Source organism: Caballeronia sp. LZ043, assembly GCF_031451075.1.
Taxonomy (GTDB): Bacteria; Pseudomonadota; Gammaproteobacteria; order Burkholderiales; family Burkholderiaceae; genus Caballeronia.
In genome coordinates, this window is record NZ_JARUXT010000003.1 from 1316430 (window position 1) to 1339576 (window position 23147).

The 23147-nt window shown below is 65.1% G+C and carries 16 protein-coding genes; 6 read left to right on the forward strand and 10 right to left on the reverse strand.

Going from position 1 to position 23147, the window contains the following annotated elements:
* Positions 1 to 5: 5 nt before the first annotated feature.
* Complete coding sequence (locus QCE64_RS26100; protein ID WP_309817410.1) at positions 6 to 641, reverse strand: TetR/AcrR family transcriptional regulator; 636 nt, start codon at positions 639 to 641, stop codon at positions 6 to 8.
* Positions 642 to 727: 86 nt separating this feature from the next.
* Here QCE64_RS26100 and QCE64_RS26105 point away from each other — a divergent pair, with 86 nt between their 5' ends.
* Entirely contained in the window at positions 728 to 1846 is a 1119-nt protein-coding gene (locus QCE64_RS26105; RefSeq protein ID WP_309924743.1) for an MBL fold metallo-hydrolase, read from the forward strand.
* A 1-nt stretch (position 1847) separates the two neighbouring features.
* Here the strand turns inward: QCE64_RS26105 and QCE64_RS26110 are convergent, their stop codons facing one another.
* Together QCE64_RS26110 and QCE64_RS26115 are read right to left on the reverse strand one after the other, a co-directional pair.
* Entirely contained in the window at positions 1848 to 2456 is a 609-nt protein-coding gene (locus tag QCE64_RS26110) for a TetR/AcrR family transcriptional regulator (protein WP_309933834.1), read from the reverse strand.
* A gap of 14 nt (positions 2457 to 2470) precedes the next feature.
* Positions 2471 to 3175, reverse strand: a complete 705-nt coding sequence (locus tag QCE64_RS26115) for a glutathione S-transferase family protein (RefSeq protein WP_310007006.1) — start codon at positions 3173 to 3175, stop codon at positions 2471 to 2473.
* Between the two features lie 150 nt (positions 3176 to 3325).
* Between QCE64_RS26115 and QCE64_RS26120 the strand changes: the two genes are divergently transcribed.
* Complete coding sequence (locus tag QCE64_RS26120; RefSeq protein WP_310007008.1) at positions 3326 to 3784, forward strand: MEKHLA domain-containing protein; 459 nt, start codon at positions 3326 to 3328, stop codon at positions 3782 to 3784.
* Between the two features lie 6 nt (positions 3785 to 3790).
* On the opposite strand, the gene QCE64_RS26125 is transcribed toward QCE64_RS26120, so the two are convergent.
* Complete coding sequence (locus QCE64_RS26125) at positions 3791 to 4651, reverse strand: NmrA family NAD(P)-binding protein (RefSeq protein WP_310007010.1); 861 nt, start codon at positions 4649 to 4651, stop codon at positions 3791 to 3793.
* Positions 4652 to 4826: 175 nt separating this feature from the next.
* On the opposite strand from QCE64_RS26125, the gene QCE64_RS26130 reads away from it, so the two are divergent.
* On the forward strand, positions 4827 to 7562 hold the full coding sequence (locus QCE64_RS26130; RefSeq protein ID WP_310007012.1) for an MGH1-like glycoside hydrolase domain-containing protein: 2736 nt from the start codon (positions 4827 to 4829) through the stop codon (positions 7560 to 7562).
* 4 nt (positions 7563 to 7566) lie between these two features.
* On the opposite strand, the gene QCE64_RS26135 is transcribed toward QCE64_RS26130, so the two are convergent.
* The 6 genes from QCE64_RS26135 to QCE64_RS26160 form a co-directional block, all read right to left on the reverse strand.
* Positions 7567 to 9024: an NAD-dependent succinate-semialdehyde dehydrogenase gene (locus tag QCE64_RS26135; protein WP_309924767.1), complete on the reverse strand. Its 1458-nt coding sequence runs from the start codon at positions 9022 to 9024 to the stop codon at positions 7567 to 7569.
* Positions 9025 to 9132: 108 nt separating this feature from the next.
* On the reverse strand, positions 9133 to 10776 hold the full coding sequence (locus tag QCE64_RS26140) for a cation acetate symporter (protein WP_310007385.1): 1644 nt from the start codon (positions 10774 to 10776) through the stop codon (positions 9133 to 9135).
* Between the two features lie 23 nt (positions 10777 to 10799).
* The gene (locus tag QCE64_RS26145) at positions 10800 to 11105 is read right to left on the reverse strand and encodes a DUF485 domain-containing protein (protein WP_309924770.1); all 306 of its coding nucleotides are present in this window, start codon (positions 11103 to 11105) and stop codon (positions 10800 to 10802) included.
* Positions 11106 to 11409: 304 nt separating this feature from the next.
* Positions 11410 to 12357, reverse strand: a complete 948-nt coding sequence (locus QCE64_RS26150; RefSeq protein ID WP_310007013.1) for an ornithine cyclodeaminase family protein — start codon at positions 12355 to 12357, stop codon at positions 11410 to 11412.
* Positions 12358 to 12401: 44 nt separating this feature from the next.
* The gene (locus QCE64_RS26155) at positions 12402 to 13850 is read right to left on the reverse strand and encodes a TIGR00366 family protein (RefSeq protein ID WP_309924778.1); all 1449 of its coding nucleotides are present in this window, start codon (positions 13848 to 13850) and stop codon (positions 12402 to 12404) included.
* A 59-nt stretch (positions 13851 to 13909) separates the two neighbouring features.
* Complete coding sequence (locus QCE64_RS26160) at positions 13910 to 17299, reverse strand: molybdopterin-dependent oxidoreductase (RefSeq protein ID WP_310007016.1); 3390 nt, start codon at positions 17297 to 17299, stop codon at positions 13910 to 13912.
* Positions 17300 to 17421: 122 nt separating this feature from the next.
* Between QCE64_RS26160 and QCE64_RS26165 the strand changes: the two genes are divergently transcribed.
* The 3 genes from QCE64_RS26165 (at position 17422) to QCE64_RS26175 (ending at position 23146) form a co-directional block, all read left to right on the forward strand.
* Complete coding sequence (locus QCE64_RS26165; protein ID WP_310007018.1) at positions 17422 to 18330, forward strand: LysR family transcriptional regulator; 909 nt, start codon at positions 17422 to 17424, stop codon at positions 18328 to 18330.
* Between the two features lie 379 nt (positions 18331 to 18709).
* Positions 18710 to 19951 carry an efflux RND transporter periplasmic adaptor subunit gene (locus QCE64_RS26170; RefSeq protein ID WP_310007020.1) on the forward strand — a complete coding sequence of 414 codons (1242 nt, stop codon included), beginning with the start codon at positions 18710 to 18712 and terminating at the stop codon, positions 19949 to 19951.
* Positions 19952 to 19984: 33 nt separating this feature from the next.
* Positions 19985 to 23146: a multidrug efflux RND transporter permease subunit gene (locus QCE64_RS26175; protein ID WP_309933848.1), complete on the forward strand. Its 3162-nt coding sequence runs from the start codon at positions 19985 to 19987 to the stop codon at positions 23144 to 23146.
* Position 23147: the final 1 nt, after the last annotated feature.

The following is a 23147-nucleotide window of genomic DNA, read 5'->3' on the forward strand; positions in this document are numbered from 1 at the left end:
CTTTTTTATTGGTCGGACGCCGCGCGTGCGTAACGCGCGAGGAACATGTCTGCGGCGGCTTCGGCGACCTTCTTCTGCTCGTGCTTCGTCAGCGTGGGCTGGCCCATCGCCACTTGCGGCCAGAAGGCAAAGCCCTTCACGATGCCATGCAGCTGCTGACCGGCGAACACGGGGTCGGTAACGCTAAGGCGGCCATCGGCGGCGGCCTTTCTGATCCACACGGTCAGGTCCTCTTCCCGTTCGCCGATACGCGCGACGATATCGCGCGCCCGTTCCGGCGAGTGAATGCCCGCCGATATCGCCATGCGCGCCACCGACAGGAACGACTCGTCGTTCATCAGCCGCAGCTTGCGCGCGAGCAAGGCCAGCAACTGCGCGCGCAAGGGTTCGCTGCTGCTGTAGGCGGGGGCGTCGCCGGCATCGCTTTCGTCCCAGAGACGCAGCAGGATGGCCGCGAACAAGGCTTCCTTGCTCGGGAAATGGTTGTACACCGTGCGCTTCGAAACGTCCGCGCGCGCGGCGATGCGGTCCATGCTGGTGGCGTCGTAGCCGGCCGCAATGAACTCCTCGACCGCCGCGTTCATGATGGCGGCGCGCTTGCGATCCGTCAGGCGCTGGGGAATGTCGTCGTTCGAACTCATCCGTTTATTTTACACCGCACGGTTTACTTTCCTGACGAGATTAAACTACACTGTGCAGTGTACATTTTGCGTCGGATGCCATTCTCATGAGTTCCTTTACTGATCGCATCAATCGTGCCCTCGGACTGGCCGCCGCACGGCGTGGCCGCGAGATGTCGAGCGCGTCGCCGCAGCATGACGGCGCGCGCTTTCGCAACGTGAAGCCGCGTCCGTCCGAAGGAATCGGCAAGACCCTGCGCATCATGTGGAACATGCTGTTCAACAAGCCACGCAATACGGTGCCGGCGCAGGCGCCTGTCGTCGAGTCGCTCACGCGTGAACAGCTGGACGCCGCGCCGGATCGCAGCCTGTATCGGCTGGGGCATTCCACCTTGCTGTTCAAACTGCGCGGCGCGTACTGGCTCACGGATCCGGTATTCGGCGAGCGGGCGTCGCCGTTCAAGCGCGTCGGTCCGAAGCGGTTTCATGCGCCGCCCATCACGCTGGAAGATCTGCCGCCCCTGCGCGGCGTGATTCTCTCGCACGATCACTACGATCACCTCGACCGCGACACCGTGCTCGCGCTTGCCGCAAGCACCGAAGTATTTCTGACGCCGCTCGGCGTCGGCGATCGTCTGATTGAATGGGGCATCGATGCCGCGAAGGTCCGTCAGCTCGACTGGTGGCAGAGCGCGGAAATCGACGGCCTGACCCTGACCGCCACGCCCGCGCAGCATTTCTCGGGGCGCAGTCTGTTCGATGGCAACAGCACGCTGTGGGCTTCATGGGTCATCGCCGATGACGCACTGCGCGTGTTCTTCAGCGGCGACACCGGCTACTTCGAAGGCTTTCGCGCCATCGGCGAGAAGCTGGGTCCGTTCGATGTCACGTTCGTCGAAACCGGCGCCTATGACGCGCAATGGCCCTACGTGCACATGCAGCCGGAACACACGGTGCAGGCGCATATCGACTTGCGCGGACGCTGGCTCGTGCCGATCCACAACGGCACCTTCGACCTCGCGATGCATCCGTGGCAGGAGCCTTTCGAACGCGTGACCGGGCTCGCATTGGCGCGCGGCGTCGCGGTGGCTACGCCGCGCATGGGCGAGCGGCTCGATCTGGAAGCGCCGCATCGCGGCGAGCGCTGGTGGCGCGAGACGGCGGCTGAAGAACCCAATGCACCTGCATGGCGGATGTGCGCGTCGCGCACGCAGGACGCCAAGTAAGTCAGTGCTTGCGGCGCGCAGTCGCGTCCACGCCGAGCAACGCGAGCACCGGCCGCAGCGCGCCTTCGAGCAGCTTGCGCTGTGGATTGACCCGCGCGAGCACGCGCAGCCCCATCAACGAGGCGAGCAAGGTCTTCGCGAGGTCGCCGGCCTCGAGATCGCGCGGAATGGATCCGTCTTTCTGACCCGCGCGCACGCAACGCAGGAAGAACCCTTCCATGTCCTTCAGCACGCCGTTCAACGCGTGATGAAACGAATCGTCGTGCGGCGCGAGCTCCAGCGCCGAGTTGACGATCATGCAACCCCGCCGATGCGGATCGTTCACCGAGAGCTTGATGATCTCGTCGAAGAACATCGCGATGGCATCGCGCGGCGGCACGCTGTGCTCCAGGCGCTGCACCCGCGCGCGAAAGCCGCGTTCCACATAGCGTTCGAGCACGCGTTCATAGAGCGCGCGCTTGTCGCCGAAAGCGTTATAAAGACTCGCCGATGTCAGGCCCATGGCCGTGGCGAGATCACGCACCGAACTCGCCTCATAGCCGCGCGACCAGAATTGCGTCATGGCCGCATCGAGGGCGGCATCTTCATCGAACTCACGCGGACGCGGCATACGCTGGCTTCCTCTCAGGCCGTCTTCGGAAAGTTCGACGGAAACAGCGAGCGCTTCGTCTCTTCGTCGTTGACGCTCTTGAACGCGTGTGTCTTGTTGACGGCGCGCGCACGAGCGACGGCGGGACGCGCGTCGATTTGCGCGAACCAGCGCTTCAGTTCGGGATAGGGACCGAGCGGATCCTCGCTGTTCTTGAGCACCCGCGACGCGCGATCCAGCCAGCCCCACGCCGACATGTCGGCAATCGTATAAGCATTCCCGACGATGAACTCACGCCTCTTCAAGTGATCTTCGAGCACCTGATAATGCCGGTCCACTTCGCGGCGATAGCGGTTCACCGCGTAATCGAGGCCTTCGGGGGCGGCGTACTGGAAATGGACCGCCTGCCCCGAGAACGGGCCGAGGCCGCTGGCGATGAACATCAGCCATGAAAGCAGTTGCGGCCGGTCTTCCGGCGCGCCGATGAACTGACCGCTCTTCTCCGCGAGATAGAGCAGGATGGCGGTGGAATCGAACACGACAGCGCGCGTGCCGCCGGGGCCTTCCGTATCCACGATGGCCGGCACCTTGCCGTTCGGATTGATGGCGCGAAACGCGGGCAGATGCTGCTCGCCCTTGCTCGTATCGACCGGTTTCAGCGTGTAGGGAAGCCCCGACTCTTCGAGAAAGAGCGCGATTTTCGCGGGATTGGGCGTCGGGTGGAAGTAAAACTCGATCATGCCGGTCGTCTCCTGGAGTGCGCTTGATGGGTCAGCCGGCGTATTTTAGATCGACCGATATAAAACCTGCAATCCTCTGCCTCCATGCTGCGCGAATTCCTGCGAACGGGTATGGTTGCGACTTCGGCCTCAACCCTGCTTTCAAGCACAATGCAGCCCACCGATTCCAACTTCTTCACGCTTCTCAGCGAAAGCTACGCGCGCCTGCTGAACACGCCGCTGGTTGCCGACACAAGCCTGACGCCCGCCGAAGCCGCGCGCTGGCTCTATGAAGACGCGCCTTGCGGCATCCTTGCACACGACACGCAAGCGGACCCGGTCTTCGTGTACGGCAACCTGCGGGCGCAGCGGCTCTTCGGCTATACGTGGAACGAGCTGACCGCGCTGCCCTCGCGTCTTTCCGCCGAAGCGCCCGAGCGCAGCGAGCGCCAGGCATTTCTCGAACAGGTGACGCGCGATGGTTATGTCGATGGCTATCGCGGCGTGCGTGTCAAGAAATCGGGCGAGCGCTTCTACATTGAACGCGCCACGGTCTGGCAGTTGTTCGACCGCGATGGCGACTATCGCGGACAAGCGGCGATCATTCCGCAAGTCAGCGATATCGCCTGAGCTCGCTCAGACCGCGCTCAGCTTGCGAATCACCTCGACGAGCGGCGTCGTCCCCTTGACGATATTCTCGCGACGCCCTTCGAAGTCGATCCAGCCTTCGTTGAAGCCGTCGAGCATCTGCATGCGCGGCAGCGGGTGGCGCATGCCCTGACTCGTGAACAGCGCTTCCCACGTGTCGCGCAGCACGATCTCCACGCGTACCAGCTTGCCAAGCACCTCCGAGAACGCGGCGGCGATATCGACGGGACGCACGCGCGCCGGACCCTCCAGTTCCACCACGCGCACGCCTTGCCATTTCTCCTGCATGAGTTGCGCGGCGAGTCGCCCGATATCGTCGGTGGCGACCATCGGGATGGCGTGCTCGGCCGGTTGCAGGAACGAGCGCACGACGCCTTCGTCACGCGCCGAGGCCACGTCCCACGCGCAGTTCTCCATGAACCACGCCGGACGCAGGAACGTGACCGGAACCGGCTGCTGCCGCAGCGCCTCTTCCAGCAATGTGCGCTGGGTCAGCAGATTGGTCTGCGTGGCCTGCGCGCCGACGGTCGAGAGACACACGATCCGTCCCGGCCGGGCACGCGCCACGGCAGCGACGATCGTATCGATCACTTCACGCGCTTCCGGAAAACCCGGTTCCGGATCGAACTCCGAAGGCGGCAGCAGGAATACCGCTTCGGCACCCTCGAAGGCGCGGGCGAGCGCGTCGGCGTCGGTCATCGTGGCGAGCGCGATCTCGCAACCGCGCGCCGCCCACGCTGCGCCCTTCTGTTCGTCGCGCACCACCGCGCGCACCGCCTTGCCCTGCTGCAACAAGGCGTGTCCGAGCGCGCCGCCGACTTGTCCGGTAATGCCTGTGATGACGTACATGGTGTGACTCCCTGGTTCGTTTGAGATCGATGAGTCGAATGTTAAGGAACGGGATTACATGAATAAATGGCGTGGCAGTTATGAGATTGATGACGCGGCGGCATTAACCGGCACGCCAGCGCGCCGAACATGCCGGACGCGCTTATCATCGAGCTTCACTCGCCCCGGAGGTCCCATGCCGCCGCTACGCGCAATCCATCTGCTGCAAACGACGGAAGGCTCACGGCTGCACGGCACGGACCGCGAGTCATGGCGGCGCTGGGGCCCTTATCTGAGCGAGCGTCAATGGGGCACGGTGCGCGAGGACTACAGCGAATACGGCACCGCGTGGGACTTTTTCCCGCACGACCATGCGCGCAGCCGCATGTATCGCTGGGGCGAGGACGGCATCGCGGGCTTCGGCAACGACCCGCTCGACTGGTGCATCTCGCTCGCGCTATGGAACGGTCGCGATCCGATCCTCAAGGAACGGCTCTTCGGTCTGACGAACGAACAGGGCAATCACGGCGAAGACGTGAAGGAGCTGTACTTCTACGTGGACGGCACCCCCACGCATTCGTACATGAAGATGCTCTACAAGTATCCGCATGACGCGTTTCCCTATCAGGATCTGATCGACGAAAACCGGCGGCGCGGCGCCGATCAACCCGAGTACGAAGTGCTCGACACCGGCGTGTTCGACGCCGACCGTTACTTCGACGTCTGGGTCGAATATGCGAAGCACACCGCCGACGACATCGTCATGCGCGTGACCATCGAGAACCGCGCGAACGAGGCCGCCACGCTGCACGTGTTGCCCCAGTTCTGGGCGCGCAATCGCTGGGCGTGGTCGACGAGGCACGGGAAGCCGTCGCTGACCCTGCACGGCAACGCGGGCACGGACGAACATGTAGTCGCGCATCATCCGGCGCACGGCACCCTGCACGTGAGCGCCACCGCCGACGTGCCGCTCGAATGGCTCTTCTGCGAGAACGAGACGAACGTTCGGCGCATCTTCGGCATCGAGGGCGAGGGACCGTTCAAGGACGGCATCAACGACTATCTCGTCGATGGCGATACCACCGCCATCCGCCGCGACCACGGCACGCGCGCGGCCGCGCATGCGCGTCTCGAACTCGGCCCGCATCAGCGGGCGGTGATGACCCTGCGCTGGCGGCCCGCCGCGCAGGACGCGCCGCTCGATACGGATGCGCTGGTCGCGCGCCGTCAGGCGGAAGCCGACGAGTTCTACGCGACGCTGCAACACGACATCGACGACGCCGATGCGCGCCTCGTGCAACGTCAGGCGCTGGCTGGCATGTTGTGGACGAAGCAGTATTACCAGTTCGACGTCACGCGCTGGCACGACGGCGATCCCGGCCAGCCCGAGCCGCCGAAGCAGCGCCGGCACGGCCGCAATGCGGACTGGCGCCACATGTGCAACGGCGATGTCGTGTCGATGCCGGACAAGTGGGAATACCCGTGGTACGCGTCGTGGGACCTCGCGTTTCATGCGGTCGCGTTCGCGATGATCGACCCGGACTTCGCGAAGAAGCAGTTGCTGCTGCTCGTGAAGGAACGCTACATGCATCCGAACGGGCAATTGCCTGCGTATGAATGGGCGTTCGGCGACGCCAATCCGCCGGTGCATGCATGGGCCACGTGGCGCGTGTACGAACTCGACCGCGAGATGACCGGCATCGGCGATCACGCCTTTCTCGAAGTGATGTTCCACAAGCTGTTGCTCAACTTCGCGTGGTGGGTGAACCGCAAGGACGCCGATGACCGCAACATATTCCAGGGCGGCTTTCTCGGGCTGGACAACATCGGCATCTTCGACCGCTCGCAGCCGCTGCCGACCGGCGGACGCATCGATCAGGCCGACGGCACCGCGTGGATGGCCTCGTATGCCCTCGACCTCATGCAGATCGGCCTCGAACTCGCGTTGAAGAACGACGCGTACGTGGAGATCGCCGTCAAGTTCTTCGAGCATTTCCTGTATATCGCGGAGGCGGTCAGTTGCGGCGACGGCTGCATCACCGGTTTGTGGGACGGAGAAGACGAGTTCTTCTACGACGTGCTGCATCTGCCCGACGGCACGCGCGTGCCGATGCGCATCCGTTCCATCGTCGGCTTGATTCCGTTGTTTGCGGTGCACGTGCTGGAGGAAAGCGTGTATGGCGAACTGCCCGGCCTGCGCGAACGGCTTGCCTGGTTTCTCGATCACCGGCCGAATCTCGCCAGGCTGGTCTCGCGCTGGATGGAACCCGGCAAGGCCAACACGACGCTGCTGTCGCTGCTGCGCGGACATCGGATGAAGGCGCTGCTGCGGCGCACGCTCGATCCCGAGGAATTCCTTTCCGATTACGGCGTGCGCGCGCTAAGCCGCGTGCATTGCGACAAGCCGTATTTGTTCGATCGCGACAACGTGCATCTGTGCGTGCGCTATCTTCCGGCGGAATCGGATTCGCGCGTGTTCGGCGGCAATTCGAACTGGCGCGGTCCGATCTGGATGCCGGTCAACTATCTGCTGATCGAATCGCTATACGAGTTTCACCGCTATTACGGCGACGCGTTCCGCATCGAGGACCCGGCGCAACCCGGGCGCACGTGTTCGCTGAGCGAGATCGCCGATAACCTGTCGCGGCGCGTGACCACGCTGTTCCTGAAGAACGCCGAAGGCAAGCGGCCCGTCATGAGCGCCTATCCGCAGCTTCAGGCGGACCCGCGCTCACAGGATCTCGTGCTGTTCCACGAGTACTTCCATGGCGATACGGGCCGTGGCGTCGGCGCATCGCATCAGACGGGCTGGAGCGGGCTGGTGGCGCTGCTGTTGCAGCCGCGTCTGATGAAGCTGGCGCATGCGCGGCCGGAGGCGCCGGTCATGTCGGTGCGTCTGCATGAAGATCCAACGGCTGCGATGGCGCGCTAGTCCTTCAACGTTCCAGATTGCCGAAGCACACATACTTGGCTTCGAGATATTCCTCGATGCCCGATGACGCGCCCTCGCGCCCCATCCCCGATTCCTTGATGCCGCCGAACGGCGCGACCTCGTTGAACACCAGGCTGTCGTTCACGCCGACCACACCGCATTCCAGCGCCTCCATCACGCGGAATGCCCGGCTGATGTCGGCCGTGTAAAAGTAGGCCGCGAGGCCAGTGCGCGTGTCGTTGGCAAGCGTGATGACGTCGTCCTCGTCGCGAAACGGCAGCACGCTTGCCACCGGTCCGAGCACTTCGTCGCCGCACACGCGCATGTCGGGCCTGACGTCCGTGAGCACGGTCGGCCTGAAGAAGCCCGAATCGGGACGCACGCGCACGCCGCCCGCCGCGACCGTCGCGCCCATGCTCACGGCTTCACCGATCAACGCCTCGATGCGCGCAACCGCTTCCTCGCTGATGAGCGGACCGATCTGCACGCCTTCGTCGAGCCCGTCGCCCACCTTCAGCAGCGCGACCTTTGACACGAGCTTCGCCACGAAAGTCTCGTACACGTCCTCATGCACGAAGAAACGGTTCGCGCACATCGCGGCCTGGCCGGTATGACGGAAACGCGCGTCGAGCGCGCCCTTCACGGCGAGATCGATATCGGCGTCACTGAACACGATGAACGGGCAATTGGCGCCCAGTTCCAGCGACATCTTCTTGACCGTCAATGCACACTGCGACATCAACTGCTTGCCCGCTTCGATCGGTCCGGTGAACGACACCTTGCGCACGTCGGGATGCGCGAGCAGCGTGCTGCGGATCGGGTCGGCTGCGCCGGTCAGCACGGAAAGCACGCCGCGCGGCAAGCCGGCGTTCTCGCCGAGCGCGCACAGTGCAAGCGCCGAAAACGGCGTGCGGGGATCGGGATGAAGAATGACGGTGCAGCCCGCCGCAAGCGCCGCGCCGACGCGCCGCGCGACCATCGATGCCGGAAAGGTCCACGACGTGATGGCGCCGCAGATACCCACCGGCTGATGCAGCACGCGGATGCGTTGATTGCGCCGCGGTGCGGGAATGTTGTCGCCATAGATGCGGCGCGCTTCCTCGGCGAACCAGTCGAGATAATTGGCGGCCTGCGTGATCTCGGCGCGCGCCTCGTGCAGCGGCTTGCCCTGCTCGCTGCACAGGATGATGGCGAGGTCGTCGCGATGATGTTCGACCAGACGGCCCCACTCGCGCAGCACCGATGCACGCTCGCGGCTGCTCCAGTTGCGCCAGTCCTGCAAGGCCGCCTGCGCGCATTCGACAGCATGCGCCACCTGTTCCTCCGTCACCTGCGGCACCGAGCCGATGACGGTGCGCGTCGAAGGATTGGTGACCGGCACGCGCGGCAGCGCGGTCTCGTCCACCCATGCGCCGGCGATGTAGGCGGATTGCTCGAACAGACTTGGACACTGTAGTTCCATGGTGTGCTCCCATGCGTTGAGCGCTTCGTGCAAGCGTCACGAGCTTAACGCATTTTCCGGGCGCTTCCGCCCGCATCCGGCGATGGCCGGTATACGGGCGCGTGGAACTCAGTGAGACGCGCCCTCTACCGCACCGATGCCGGTTTCCGAGCGCACGGTCTGCGCGTCGAAGCCTGCCTGGTCGATGCGCGCGCGTGCCGACTTGTCCGTCACCGAGAACAGCCAGATGCCGGCAAAGCCGATGGCCATCGAGAACAGCGCCGGCGACGCATATGGAAACGGCGCGCTGGCGTAGTGAAAGACATCGACCCAGACGGCCTTGGAAAGCACCGTCAGCACGACCGCCGACAACAGCCCCATGAAGCCGCCCAGCGCCGCGCCGCGCGTCGTGCAGCCGCGCCACAGCACCGAGAGGAACAGCACCGGAAAATTGGCCGACGCCGCCACCGCGAATGCCAGCGACACCATGAACGCAATGTTCTGCTTCTCGAACACGATGCCCAGCACGACCGCGACGATGCCGAGCACGATGGTCGTCATGCGCGATACCTTGAGTTCGCTCTTGCTCGACGCCTGGCCCTTCTTGAAGACGGTCGCGTACAGATCGTGCGACACCGCCGACGCGCCCGCGAGCGTCAGCCCGGCCACCACGGCAAGGATGGTCGCGAACGCCACCGCCGAGATGAAGCCGAGAAACACGTTGCCGCCCACGGCGCTCGCCAGATGCACGGCCGCCATGTTGGTGCCGCCGAGGAGCTTGCCGCCTGCGTCCTTGAAGACCGGATTGGTGCTCACCAGCACGATCGCGCCGAAGCCGATGATGAACGTGAGAATGTAGAAATAGCCGATCCACGTCGTCGCCCAGAACACGGACTTGCGCGCTTCCTTGGCGTTGGGCACCGTGAAGAAGCGCATCAGGATGTGCGGCAGGCCCGCCGTGCCGAACATCAGCGCGATGCCGAAGGAGATCGCCGAGACAGGGTCCTTGATGAAGTTGCCTGGACCCATGATCGACGCCTTCATTGCGTGCACGTCCACGGCTTTCGCGAACAGCGCCTCCGGGCTGAAGTGGAACTTCCATAACACCATGAAGGCCATGAACGAAGCGCCCGCGAGCAGCAGGCAGGCCTTGATGATCTGCACCCACGTGGTCGCCGTCATGCCGCCGAACAGCACGTAGACCATCATCAACGCCCCGACGATCACCACCGCAATCCAGTATTCGAGCCCGAACAGCAGCTTGATGAGCTGTCCCGCGCCGACCATCTGCGCAATCAGATAGAACGCGACGACGACGAGCGTGCCCGATGCGGCGAACGCGCGGATCGGCGTCTGTTTGAAGCGGTAGGCGGCGACGTCGGCGAAGGTGAAGCGGCCCAGGTTGCGCAGCCGCTCGGCCATCAGGAAGGTGATGATCGGCCAGCCGACCAGGAAGCCGATCGAATAGATCAGGCCGTCATAGCCATTCGAATAGACCGCCGCCGAAATGCCCAGGAACGACGCCGCCGACATGAAGTCTCCGGCAATCGCAAGGCCATTCTGGAAGCCCGTGATGCCGCCGCCGGCCGTGTAGAACTCGGCGGCCGAGCGGGTTTTCTTCGCGGCCCATCTGGTGATGAAGAGCGTCGCGATCACGAACGCGATGAACATGCAGATCGCGGTCCAGTTGGTCGGCTGCTTCACGGCCTGGCCGAGATCGCCGCCGGCCGCGAACGAAACGGCGGAGGTCGCGAGGAGCAGGCCCGCGAGCATCAACGATGAAAGTCGTGACGGTGTCATGCAGCCTCCCGCTTGATCTGGTCGGTGAGTTCGTCGTAGGTGCGGTTGGCGTGGCGCACATACAGGCCCGTGATGACGACCGTGAAGACGATCACGAACAGGCCGATCGGCATGCCCCAGGTCATCACGCCCGCGCCCAACTTCGCGGACAGCAGCTCCTTGTTGAACGCGATCAGCAGCACGTAGCCGTAGTACACGATCAGCACGAACGCCGTCAGCGTCCAGCCGAGCCTCGAGCGCTTGCGCACCAGTTCGCCGTATGCAGCGCTCGCTTTGATTCTCTCGACAACCTTCAAATCCATCTGTGTCTCCTGTTCGCGCGCACGAACGCCTGCGTCCTGCGCGGCGCGCGGACGGGCGGCGATGCGATCGAGGCTGTTGCAACGGGAAAGCCCTCGTTCAGGGAGGGCAAGGGCCGCGCACGCGCATGCTTTTCAGGCGAGTGCTGCGTGAGTTGCGCTGGAGACTAAGGTAAAAGGATCCGCTTACCCGTTTCTTACGGCATGCGGAATATTCGGCCGGGGTTTACGCGAAGCGTTGCGCTTCGTCATGCCATGAAGGAGGGAGCACGACGCGGACCGTAGCCCGCGCCGTGAAGAATGCGTATCAGGCGGCCAGCGGTTCTGCGCACCGCTCATACACCAGCGCAGCAGCCGCCAGATCTTCGAGCGCGGTGCCCACCGCCTTGAACAGCGTGCGCTGCGTGTCGCCGGTGCGGCCCGGCGCTTCGCCGCGGCACAGGCGTTCGAGCGTCGGCCAGTGTTCCGGGCCGCTGACGACACCCCGTTCGAGCGGCCCGAGCAGATCGCCGGACTTCTGGAACGCCTCAGCCGTATCGACGAACACGCGCGCGCCGGCGAAGCACACGTCATCGGCTTCGCGCATGGCCGGCGTGAAGCTGCCGATCAGATCCAGATGCGAACCCGGCGCAAGCCATTCGCCTTGCACGACCGGCTGCGTCGCAAGCGTCGCGCAAGTCACGACATCGGCGCATGCCACGCTCGCGGGCAGGTCCTGCACCACGCGCGCGCCGAAGCCCAGTTCGGAAAGCCGCGCCACCAGACGCTCCGATGCCGCCGGATTCGCATCCCATACATCGACTTCGCTGATCGGCAGCACGCAGCGGTAAGCCTCCGGCACCAGACTGCCGACACGTCCCGCGCCGAGCAGCGTCATCCGCGTCGCATTCTTGCGCGCCAGGAAGCTCGCGCCCAGCGCCGAAGCGGCAGCCGTACGGCGCGACGTGATCTCGTTGCCGTCCATTTGCGCGAGCGGTGCGCCGGTGCGCGCGTCGTACAGCACATAGGTCGAATGCAGGCCCGGCAATCCAAGCGCCGCATTGCCGGGATACACGTTCACGGTCTTGATGCCGAGATAACGCCCTTCCTGCCACGCGGGCATGATGAGCACCGTACCCGCATCGCTCTCCGTTTCGATTCGGTGGTTATGCCGCAGCGGCACCGTGCAGCCTTCGACGAACATCGCCCGCAAGGCCGCGATCAGCGCGGGGAACTCCAGTGCGCCGCCCGTCGTGGCGGCATCGAACATTTTCATGACATCACTCGCTTGTCGTTTCAACTGGACAGAGCCTCAAAGACTCAGGGCATGACCGGCGCGTGATAGGTCAGCGTCGGCGCGAGCACCCACAGCATGAACACCACCAGCGGCGTATGGATCACCAGCTGCGTGAACGTGAAGCCCACCACGTCCTTCGCGCGCAGTCCGAGCACGCCGAGCAGCGGCAGCATCCAGAACGGATTGATCAGATTCGGCAGCGCCTCGGCCGCGTTATAGACCGTGACCGACCAGCCCAGATGCACCTGCAGCGCCTTGGCGGCCTCGATCACATACGGCGCCTCGATGATCCACTTGCCGCCGCCCGACGGCACGAAGAAGCCCAGCACCGCCGAGTACACGCCCATCACGGCGGGGAACGACGCCTGCGACGAAATCGCGACGAAGAAATGCGCGAGATGCTCCGAGAGCGGCAAGCCGCCCGGCGCGGCCGCCTTGGTCAGGATGAACGCGATGCCGCCATACAGAGGAAACTGGATCAGCACGCCGGCCGTCGAGGGCACCGACTTCGCCACCGCGTTCAGGAAGCGGCGCGGACGCCAGTTGAGCAGCATGCCCAGCAGGATGAACACGAAGTTGTACGTGTTGAGGTTCGAGATCGCCAGCAGCGGGTTCCTGGTCGTGAACTCATGCCCGATCCACACGAGCCCGAGCGCCACCAGCAGCACGGTCACGACAGGGCTGTATTCGAGCCACTCACCGGGACGCGTGGGCTTCTCCATCTTGAGATCGATGTCGTCGAGCGAGACGCCCAGGTCCGCCGCCGTGCGCGCACGCTCGCCGACCGGCGCCGAGAAGCCCGCGATCAGCAGCGAGGCGATCATCAGCACCGCGACCATCAGCATCGATTGCGGCAGGAAGATGGTTTCCGAGAACGGGATCACGCCAGTGATCGCGAGGAGTGTCTTCGGCAGACTGTCCGGATTGGCCTGCAACTGCGCCGCCGCCGAACTCAGGCCGAGCGCCCAGGTCGCGCCCATGCCCAGATACGCCGCCGCGCCCGCCGCGCGGTAGTCCATGCGCATGTCGGTGCGGCGCGCGAGCGCGCGCACCAGCAGGCCGCTGAACACGAGGCTGATGGCCCAGTTGAACAGCGAGGTCGCGATGCTGATGAACGCGACGAACATCACCGCGCCGCGCGCCGTCTTCGGCAGGCGCGCGAGCGCCGCGATCATCTTCGAGGCCGGCGGCGACACCGCGACCACATAGCCGGAAATCGCAACGATGGCCATTTGCATCGTGAACGGAATCAGGCTCCAGAAGCCGTCACCGAACGCAATGCCCACGCGTTGCGCCGGCGCGCCGACGGCGAGCGCGCCGATCGCGACGACGATCACCGCGACGGCGGCGAAGATATAGGCATCCGGGAACCATGCTTCGGCCCAGCGCGTGACGTTGGCCGCCATGCGTTCCATCAGGTTGCCCGGCCCCCCTTCGGGCCGTAGCGCTTTTGTCCGTGTGACCTGTTCCATTTTTCCCTCTCCCCTGTGCGCGCGTTGGCGTGTTTAAGCAAAATCAGTTGATGACGCCGTCATGCATCGACGACGAGGTCCGACAGCGGAATCGCCTGGCACGCGAAGCACATGTCGGGTTCGTCGGGCGCATGGCCCGACAGGTGATCGGTCGAACCGCGCGCGATCCGCACCGCGCAGCTTTCGCACTGGCCGACGCGGCAGCCGCTCGGCATCGCGACGCCCAGTCCCTCGGCGAAGGACAGCAGGCTGCCGTCCACCGGCGTCCATTGCGCGACCTTGCGCGAGCGCGTGAATTCGACAGTGAAGCGCTGCGCCGCGTCGACGCGCGGCGCGGACGGCGAGCGGAACGCTTCCTTGAAGATGTCGAACGCGGGCACGCCGCGCGCGATCAGGCCGTCGGTCAGCGCGGTCATCATCGGTTCCGGACCGCAGAAGTAGAAGCGCGCGCGGCGGCGGATCAGGTCGTCGCTCACGGCTGACGCGTCGAGATAACCCGCGCGGTCGTAGTCGCGGCCCGCCATGTCCACGCCCTCGCGCGGATGCGCATAGCAGTCGAACACATGCAGGCCGGGCCACGCCGCGCGCAACGCATCGATGCGCTCGCGGAACGCATGCGCCGCGCCGTGGCGGTTCGCATAGAAGAGCCACACCTCGGGCCGCCGGCTGACGGGTTCGATCGCCGCCAGCGATTCGAGATACGAGATGAACGGCGTAATGCCGATGCCGCCCGCGAACATCACCACCGGCTGACGCGAGCGCAGCGGCAGCACGAAAGTGCCGCCGGGCGCGCGCAGATCGACGCGATGCCCGATCTCCAGCGCCTCGTGAATGTGCCCCGACATCGCGCCTTGCGGCTGCTGCCGCACCGAGATGGTGTAGGTGCGCCGCGCCGGTTCGCTGGCGGCGCCGACGAGCGAATAGGCGCGCGTCGTGCCGCGTGCGCCGAGCGTCGGCACGTGTACCGTCACGTGCTGGCCCGGCTGGTAGTCCGGCAGCGTGCTTTCGTCCTTCGACGTAAACGTGACCGTGCGCACGCCTTCGGCTTCGTCGTGCAGATTCGTCACGACGAATTCGCGCCAGCCTTGCCACGCGCGCCGCGTGCGGTCGAATGACGGATCGGGTTCGATGTCGCAGGCGAGCGCGCGCATCGGCATGGAGCCGCTCAGCGGATCGTGCCGCGCCGACGACACCAGAGTGCTGAAGTTGCTGTTGATCTCGCCGAGCGCCGGAAAGCCCGGCATGCCGAGTTCGTCGCAGGCCTGCCACCAGCCGTATTCGGCGATCAGCACGTCGTCCGCGAGCGCTTCCTCCACACGCGCGACGAAGCGCGCCTTGCCCTGCGCCGTGCGCAGGATGACCCAGTCGTTCGACTCGACGCCCTTCTTCAGCGCCAGCGCGCGGCTCATCTCGACCACCGGATACGGCGCGCGCTTGCGCAGGCGCGTCACGCCGCGATGCTGGCTGTGACAGTAGTAGCCGTTCTTGGTCGAGGTCAGCACGTACGGATACGCGGCATCGCAAGCCGGAGCGGCCTGCGGCTCATGCACCGGCACGGGCGGATAGCCATGGCGCAGCAGCTTTTCCGAATACAGCTCGACCTTCAGCGTTTCCGTACGGAAGCCGCGCACGCCGTCGGGGGTGGTCTTCGCGTACTGCTGCTCGCGCTGTTCGAGCGGCGGGCGGATGCCTTCGGGATGCGCCCGCAGCGTGTCGACGTCGAGCCCGAGCGGCGCGAGCATGTGATTCCAGCCCGCCTCGATGCTGCCGCCAAAGAACGCGTCCTGCATACCGAGCCGCTTGGCAAGCTCGAACACGATGTCGTAATCGGCGCGGCTTTCGCCACGCGGCGCCACCATGCGCTGACGCAATTGCACGAGTTCCACCGCCCGCTCGTCGATCTCGAAGCCGATGCGCAAGCCCTCGCGTTCCCACGGCGTGTTCACCGGCAGGAAGATGTCGGCGTAGCGCGACGACGGCGTTTCATACAGATCGCAATGCACATGGAAATCCAGCGCGCTCAGTGCTGCGTGTGCCCGATCGGTGTCGGGCTGCGACACCAGCGGATTGGTGCCAAACGCGAACAGCGCGCGCACCTTGTACGGCTCGCCCTCGATCATCGCGCGATACATGTCGCGCGCCGTGACCCAGCCTTGCGCGGGCGGTCCGAGCGGGCGTTCGGCCAGGCCCAGCGCCTTCTCGCGCTGCTGCGGCGACAGCAACGCATACGTGCTCACCGCATTGGCCGGCTGCTTGACGAATTCGCGGTTCGCGCCGCGCTTGTCAAAGGCGCCGGTGAGCGCGTAGAGCGTGGCGATGGCGCGTTCGGTCTGCGTCGCGTTGGCCTGCTGGCCGACGCCCGACCACGCGTGATAGGCAATCCGCCGGCCTGGCGCGAGCAGTGCGGCGGCGCGCTTCAGGTCCGCCACCGCGACGCCGGTGAGCGTTTCGACATGTTCCGGCGTGTAGGCATCGAGCGCGCGCACATAGCAGGCAAAGGCCGGTTCGCATTCGACCGATGCCGCCACATACCGTCCCGCCAGAGCGAAATCGTCGGGCGAGGTGGCGGCTTCTTCGCCCAGCGCCTCCGCACGGCCGCGCGTGCCGTTCCAGATCACATAGCGGTTCTGCTGAGCGTGCGGATCGAGATCGCGTTCGCGCAGGAACAGCCCGGTATCGCGCCGCACGAGCAGCGGCGCGTTGGTCCACGCGCGCACGAAACGCTCGTCGATGCCCTGCGTCGCGACCATCTCGCGCGCAATGCCCAGCGCCAGCGCCGCATCGGTGCCGGGACGCACGCGCAGCCAGACATCGGCTTCGCGGGCGAGCGCGGTCGGACGCGGATCGGCAACGATCAGCCGCGCACCGTTGCGGCGCGCCGCCGCGATCGCGTCCGCCTGCGCGAGCCACGTGTTCGCCGGGTTCGTGCCCCACAGCATGATGACTTCCGAGTTGCGGTAATCCGCCGTCGGCATTCCGCAGCCGAACGTGAAGATGTGCGCCACGTCCTTGTGCCAGTTGCAGATCTCCGTGGCGTAGCAGATGTTCGGGCTGCCGTACGACCAGATGAAACGCTCCACCCAGTCGATGCTGTCGCTCATCGGCGTGCCGCTCGGCGTCGTCACGCCGAACGCCACGGTTTCCGCGCCGTGCTCGCGGCGCAGCGCGTCGAGTTTCGTGGCGATCTCGTCGAGCGCCTCGTCCCAGCTGATGCGCACCCAGCCCGGATCGGCGGCGCCCTTCGGCGCGGTGCGGCGCATCGGATGCAGGACGCGGTGCGGGCTGTGGACGAGTTCAGGCGCGGACTTGCCCTTCAGGCACATGGCGTGGCCGGTCGGGTGATCGCGGTCGGGGCGCACTTCCGCGAGCATGCCGCCGCGCACGACGTTGACCGTGCCGCAACGCGAGCGGCACAGCGTGCAATAGCCCTTTTGTTCCTGAACTTCCATCTCGTCTCCGGATTTCATAGTCGCGATGCTATGAAATCAAAATGCAATGAAGAATTCATATTTCCGATTCAGCGATATAGAATTTTTAGATATTGCTCGCTTTTAAAACCCGGATCGCCCCTATGCCTCGTCAAGTCACCCTGCGCCAGATCGAATATTTCGTGTCCGTGGCCGACACCGGGCAGATCTCGCGTTCCGCGAATCTGTGCAGCGTGTCGCAGTCGTCCATGACGATCGCGTTGCAGAACCTGGAGGACACCGTGGGCGTGGCGCTGCTTGCGCGCCACGCCAAGGGCGTGCGGCTGACCGAAGCGGGCGTGCGCTTCCTGCGCCATGTGCAGCAGGCCCGGCAATCGGTGGACCACGCGGTGCTCGCCGCGCAGGAGGAACCGGGGCAGATATCGGGGATGGTGCGGATCGGCGTGACCGAGACCATTTCCGCCTACCTGTTGCCGTCGATGATGGCCACGCTCACGCGCCGGTTCCGCAATCTTCAGGTGGAGGTAATCGAGCGCGAGCGGGAAGTCGTCGAGCAGCAGTTGCTCGCCGGCGATCTCGACATGGCGTTGCTGCTCGTCTCCAACACCGCGCTGCACGACGATCTCAAGGGCGAGACCATCGTGCGCTCGCCGCGCCGCCTGTGGACGCCGCCGGATCATCCGTTGCTCGACGCACAGCGCGTCACGCTCGACGACGTCGCGCGCGAGAACTACCTGCTGCTCGACATGGACGAGCACATCCAGACGGTTGCACGCTACTGGGGCAAGTTCGGCGTGGAGCCGCGCGTGCGCATGCAGAGCAAGTCGATCGAAGCGGTGCGCAGCCTCGTCGCGTTCGGCGAGGGCGTGACGATCCTGTCGGATCTCGTCTACCGGCCGTGGTCGCTGGAAGGCAACCGCATCAGCAAGCGCGACCTGAGCGTGCCCGTGCCGACCATGGATGTCGGCGCGGTCTGGCGTCGCAACGACCCGCCCGGACGGCAGGTGCGCACGCTGCTCGACGTCTTCAGGGCATGGAAGCGCGCGGACTGAGCGCGCCAAAGCCTGCAAATTCATGCGAACGCTATGGCGTTTTCAGCCGTCTTCGACTATTAGTAATTGGGTCACGCACACCGCGTCCGTTGATTGAATGGCGCGGGCATTCGAGGCATGACGCATCATGCGCCGCTCTCTTACAGGCATTCGACCGACAAGACCGGAGGCAGCCACGACCCATCACTTCCATCAGGCTCGCGCGCGCTGACGTTGCATGCTGGCCTGTCCAGCGCGTTCTCATCGCAAGGCGACACGGTCATGCACGCGCGCATGACCGCGAATGCGCTCGCCTCCGCCTGAAGCGGGCCGCCGTGGCGCATGTGTCGGATTGCGCCGCGCCGCTCAACTGTCGGCCGTCCCAGAAGGGGAGGCGCCTATGGCGTTCGTGTCGGAATGGATACTGGACTGCTGCCGGTTCGCCCCACGGTCGGGCACCGGGCAAGCCGTGCGGATGGCGTCGCTTGCCGCGTTCGTCCTGCTGGCGCTGGCCGCCTGCAGGAAGCCGCCTCCCGAAGCACAGAAGCCTCCGGTCGATGTGACCGTCGTCACGGTCGCCGCCCAGTCCACGCCTGTCGAGTTCGAGTTCACCGCGCAGACGCAGAGTTCGCGCGAGGTCGAGATCCGCGCGCGCGTGGACGGCTTTCTCGAGAAGCGCCTGTACACCGAAGGCGCGCTCGTCGCCGCCAACCAGATCATGTTCGTGATGGACAAGCGGCCATTCGAGGCCGCGCTGCAAACCGCCAAGGGCGCGCTCGCGCAGCAGCAGGCGCGGCTCTACGTGACGCAGCAGAACCTGGCGCGCGTGAAGCCGCTCGCCGCGATGAACGCACTGAGCAAGAAGGATCTCGACGACGCCCTCGGCAACGAAAAGCAGGCCGAGGCCGCCGTCATCTCGGCGAAAGGCGAAGTGCAGAGCGCCGAGCTCAACCTGAGCTACACGACCATCCGCTCGCCGCTCAAGGGCCTCTCCAGCTTCGCGCGCGTGCAGGAAGGGAGCTACGTGACGCCGACGCAATCCGGCCTGCTCACCTACGTCTATCAGCTGGATCCGATGTGGGTGAACTTCAGCATCTCGGAGAACGAGTTGCTGACGTATCGCGAGCAGATCCAGAAGGGCCTGCTGCGCTTTCCGCCCGAGAACAAGTTCGACGTGACGATCATCCAGGCAGATGGCTCCGTGTACCCGCAGACGGGCCGCATCGACTTCACGAATCCGGCCTTCAGCACCGACACCGGCACCTTCCTGGTTCGCGCGGTGTTCGCCAATCCGAAAGGCATTCTGCGACCCGGCCAGTTCGTCAAGGCGCGCGTGGCGGGCGCCGTGCGGCCGAATGCCATCCTGCTGCCGCAGCGCGCCGTGCTGCAGGGCGCGAAGAGTCATTTCGTCTGGGTGCTCGACGAGCAGTCGAAGCCGCGTCAGCGCGTGGTGGAAGTGGGCGAATGGCATGGCGACGACTGGTTCATCACGAGCGGCCTGCGCGCGGGCGAGCGCGTGATCGTGGATGGCGCGATCCGCGTGTCCGCCGATTCGCAACTGCACGTGACCGGCGCTGCAGCCGCTGCGGGCGCGTCCGCCGCCGGCGCAACGACCACCGCAGCCAGCGAGGCCGGCCAGTGATTTGATTGAAAGCTCGTCGCGCGGAAGAGGCCAATGAACATTTCCCATTACTGCATCGACCGCCCGATCTTCGCCTCGGTCATCTCGATCGTCATCACACTGGGCGGCGCGCTGTCCATGCTGGCGTTGCCGACCGCGCAGTATCCCGACATCACGCCGCCGCAGATCACCATCTCCGCGACCTATCCGGGCGCGAGCGCCGACGTGGTCGCGAACAACGTGGCCGCGCCGATCGAGCAGCAGGTCAACGGCGCGGACAACATGATCTACATGAGCTCGTCGAGCTCATCCACGGGCAACCTGACGATCAACGCGTACTTCCAGATCGGGACGAATCCGGAACTCGCGCAGGTGGACGTGCAGAACCGCGTGAACCTTGCGCTGCCGCAACTGCCGCAGTCGGTAACCTCGCAGGGCGTGCAGGTGCAGAAGAAGTCGCAGGCGTTCATGATGGTGATCGCGATCTATTCGCCCGACGAACGCTACGACGCCACCTACATTGCGAACTACGCGAACGTCTATGTGCTCGACGCGCTCAAGCGCATTCCCGGCGCGAACCAGTCGAGCATCTTCGGCACCCCCGACTACGCGATGCGCATCTGGCTCAAGCCCGACCGCATGGCGCAGCTCGGCATCACGGCCGCCGACGTGCAGCGCGCCGTCTCGAACCAGAACCAGCAGTTCGCGGTCGGCCGGCTGGGACAGTCGCCGACCGGCGCGCCCGTCGAACAGTCGTTCGCCGTGACGACCTCCGGACGCCTCACCGAGCCTTCCGAGTTCGAGAACATCATCATCCGTGCGCAGTCGGGCGGCGCGGCCATCGTGCGGCTGCGCGACGTGGGCCGCGCCGAACTCGGGCAGAAGGACTACTCCATCCGCAGCCGCTTCCAGGGCAAGCCGGCGACGGTGCTCGCCGTGTACCAGCAGCCGGGCGCCAACGCGCTCGACGTGTCGAAGCTGGTGCGCGCGCAGCTCGCCGAGATGAAGAAGACCTTCCCGGAAGGCATCGACTACCAGATCGCGATGGACACCACGGAGTTCACGCGCGCGTCCATCACCGACGTGGTGCATACCTTCTTCGAGGCGGTCGTGCTGGTGGTGATCGTCGTGTTCGTGTTCCTGCAAAGCCTGCGCGCGACGCTCATTCCGGTGCTGGCGGTACCGGTGTCGATTGTCGGCACCTTCATGGGCATGGCGGCGCTGGGCTTCTCGATCAACATGCTCACCTTGTTCGGCATGGTGCTCGCCATCGGCATCGTGGTGGACGACGCGATCGTCGTGATCGAGAACGTCGAGCGCAACATGACGGTGTTCAAGCTCGATCCGAAGACCGCCGCCAAGAAGGCCATGGACGAAGTGGCGGGACCGGTGGTCGCCATCGTGCTCGTGCTGTGCGCGGTGTTCGTGCCGGTGGCTTTCCTCGCCGGCATCACCGGGCAGATGTACAAGCAGTTCGCCATCACCATCGCGATCTCGGTGGTGATCTCGGGGCTCGTGGCGCTGACCTTGTCGCCGGCGCTCGCCGCGCTGCTGCTCAAGCCCGGGCATCACGAGAAGAAAGGCTTCTTCCGCTGGTTCGACCGTCAGTTCGAACGCATGACGCACGGCTATACGCGCGCCGTGCAGCTCGTGATCCGGCGCTTCGTGATCGGGCTGTGCATCTTCGCGGGCGTGATCGCGCTTGCCGTCGTGATGATGCGCGACATTCCCACCGCCTTCCTGCCGCCCGAGGACCAGGGTTATCTGCTGGGCGCGGTCATCATGCCGGACGCGGCCTCGCTCGACCGCACCGGCGCGGTGTCCGAGCGCGTCACCGACTACTTCATGAAGCAGCCGGCGGTGGGCAGCATTACAACGGTCGATGGCTTCAGCATTCTCGACAGCCAGAACAAGAATAATTCGTCGACCTTCTTCGTCGGCCTCAAGAGCTTCGACGATCGCTATACATCGGCCAATATCCGCACCGAGAATGCACGCGCCGTGCTGATCGACGCTTACAAGCATCTCTCGCAGATTCGCGAGGGGATCGTCGTGCCGCTGAATCCGCCGTCGATACCTGGTCTCGGCACGACCGGCGGCACCGAAATGTGGATCCAGAGCAAGGGCGATGCGCCCATCGCGCAATTCGCGGCGCTGGTGCAGGACTTCGTCGAGCGGGCGAAGCAGCGGCCGGAACTGACGGGCGTGACGTCCACGTTCAACGCATCGTCGCAGCAGTTGCTCGCGGACGTGGACCGCGACAAGGCCGAGACGCTCGGCGTGCCGGTGGAGGACGTCTACAGCGCGATGCAGACCATGTTCGGCTCGCTCTATGTGTCGCAGTTCAACCGTTCCAGCCGGCTGTGGCAGGTGATCCTGCAGGCGGAGCCGTCGTATCGCATCAAGCCCGACGATCTCACGCAGATCTTCGTGAAGAGCAAGAACGGCAACATGGTGCCGCTCAAGGCCGTGGTCAACACGCGCTATGTCACCGGCCCCGATCTCATCACGCGCTTCAACAACTTCCCGGCGGTGAAGATCACGGCGAACGCCGCGCCGGGTTATGCATCGGGTCAGGTGATCCAGGCGCTCGAAGCGGTCGCGGCGACGCTGCCCACGGATTACGGCATCGCATGGAGCGGCGAGGCGTATGAAGCGAAGCAGTCGGGCAGCAGTTCGGCGCTGGTGTTCGTGTTCGGTCTCGTGATGGTCTTCCTGATCCTCGCGGCGCAATACGAGAAGTGGAGTCTGCCGATCGGCGTGCTGATGGCGGTGCCGTTCGCGATCTTCGGCGCGCTGCTCGCGATCCTGCTGCGCGGCCTCAACAACGACGTGTACTTCCAGATCGGCCTGACGATGCTGGTTGCGCTCGCGGCGAAGAACGCCATTCTCATCTTCGAGTTCGCCGTGCTGAACCGCGAGGCGGGCAAGTCGGTGTTCGACGCCACCATGGTCGCCGCCGAAGAACGCCTGCGCCCGATCGTGATGACGTCGCTCGCGTTCATTCTCGGCTGCGTGCCGCTCGCCATCGCGACCGGCGCGTCGGCGAACAGCCGGCATTCCATCGGCACGGGCGTGATTGGCGGCATGCTCGGCGCCACGGTGATCGCCGTGTTCTTCATCCCGATGTTCTTCTTCGTGCTCGAAACGCTGTCGGAACGCTCGGAGAAGAAAAAGAAGAAGGACAGTGTGCCGCCCAAGGAACAGGGAGACTGAC

What these genes read in the sequence shown, in the direction of transcription:
- QCE64_RS26120 (WP_310007008.1), top strand. Translation starts at nt 3,326, where the DNA reads ATGCAGCCCACCGATTCCAACTTCTTCACGCTTCTCAGCGAAAGCTAC.
- QCE64_RS26145 (WP_309924770.1), bottom strand. Translation starts at nt 11,105, where the DNA reads ATGGATTTGAAGGTTGTCGAGAGAATCAAAGCGAGCGCTGCATACGGC.
- QCE64_RS26170 (WP_310007020.1), top strand. Translation starts at nt 18,710, where the DNA reads ATGGCGTTCGTGTCGGAATGGATACTGGACTGCTGCCGGTTCGCCCCA.
- QCE64_RS26140 (WP_310007385.1), bottom strand. Translation starts at nt 10,776, where the DNA reads ATGCTCGCGGGCCTGCTCCTCGCGACCTCCGCCGTTTCGTTCGCGGCC.
- QCE64_RS26110 (WP_309933834.1), bottom strand. Translation starts at nt 2,456, where the DNA reads ATGCCGCGTCCGCGTGAGTTCGATGAAGATGCCGCCCTCGATGCGGCC.
- QCE64_RS26165 (WP_310007018.1), top strand. Translation starts at nt 17,422, where the DNA reads ATGCCTCGTCAAGTCACCCTGCGCCAGATCGAATATTTCGTGTCCGTG.
- QCE64_RS26160 (WP_310007016.1), bottom strand. Translation starts at nt 17,299, where the DNA reads ATGGAAGTTCAGGAACAAAAGGGCTATTGCACGCTGTGCCGCTCGCGT.
- QCE64_RS26130 (WP_310007012.1), top strand. Translation starts at nt 4,827, where the DNA reads ATGCCGCCGCTACGCGCAATCCATCTGCTGCAAACGACGGAAGGCTCA.
- QCE64_RS26175 (WP_309933848.1), top strand. Translation starts at nt 19,985, where the DNA reads ATGAACATTTCCCATTACTGCATCGACCGCCCGATCTTCGCCTCGGTC.
- QCE64_RS26105 (WP_309924743.1), top strand. Translation starts at nt 728, where the DNA reads ATGAGTTCCTTTACTGATCGCATCAATCGTGCCCTCGGACTGGCCGCC.
- QCE64_RS26125 (WP_310007010.1), bottom strand. Translation starts at nt 4,651, where the DNA reads ATGTACGTCATCACAGGCATTACCGGACAAGTCGGCGGCGCGCTCGGA.
- QCE64_RS26150 (WP_310007013.1), bottom strand. Translation starts at nt 12,357, where the DNA reads ATGAAAATGTTCGATGCCGCCACGACGGGCGGCGCACTGGAGTTCCCC.
- QCE64_RS26100 (WP_309817410.1), bottom strand. Translation starts at nt 641, where the DNA reads ATGAGTTCGAACGACGACATTCCCCAGCGCCTGACGGATCGCAAGCGC.
- QCE64_RS26135 (WP_309924767.1), bottom strand. Translation starts at nt 9,024, where the DNA reads ATGGAACTACAGTGTCCAAGTCTGTTCGAGCAATCCGCCTACATCGCC.
- QCE64_RS26115 (WP_310007006.1), bottom strand. Translation starts at nt 3,175, where the DNA reads ATGATCGAGTTTTACTTCCACCCGACGCCCAATCCCGCGAAAATCGCG.
- QCE64_RS26155 (WP_309924778.1), bottom strand. Translation starts at nt 13,850, where the DNA reads ATGGAACAGGTCACACGGACAAAAGCGCTACGGCCCGAAGGGGGGCCG.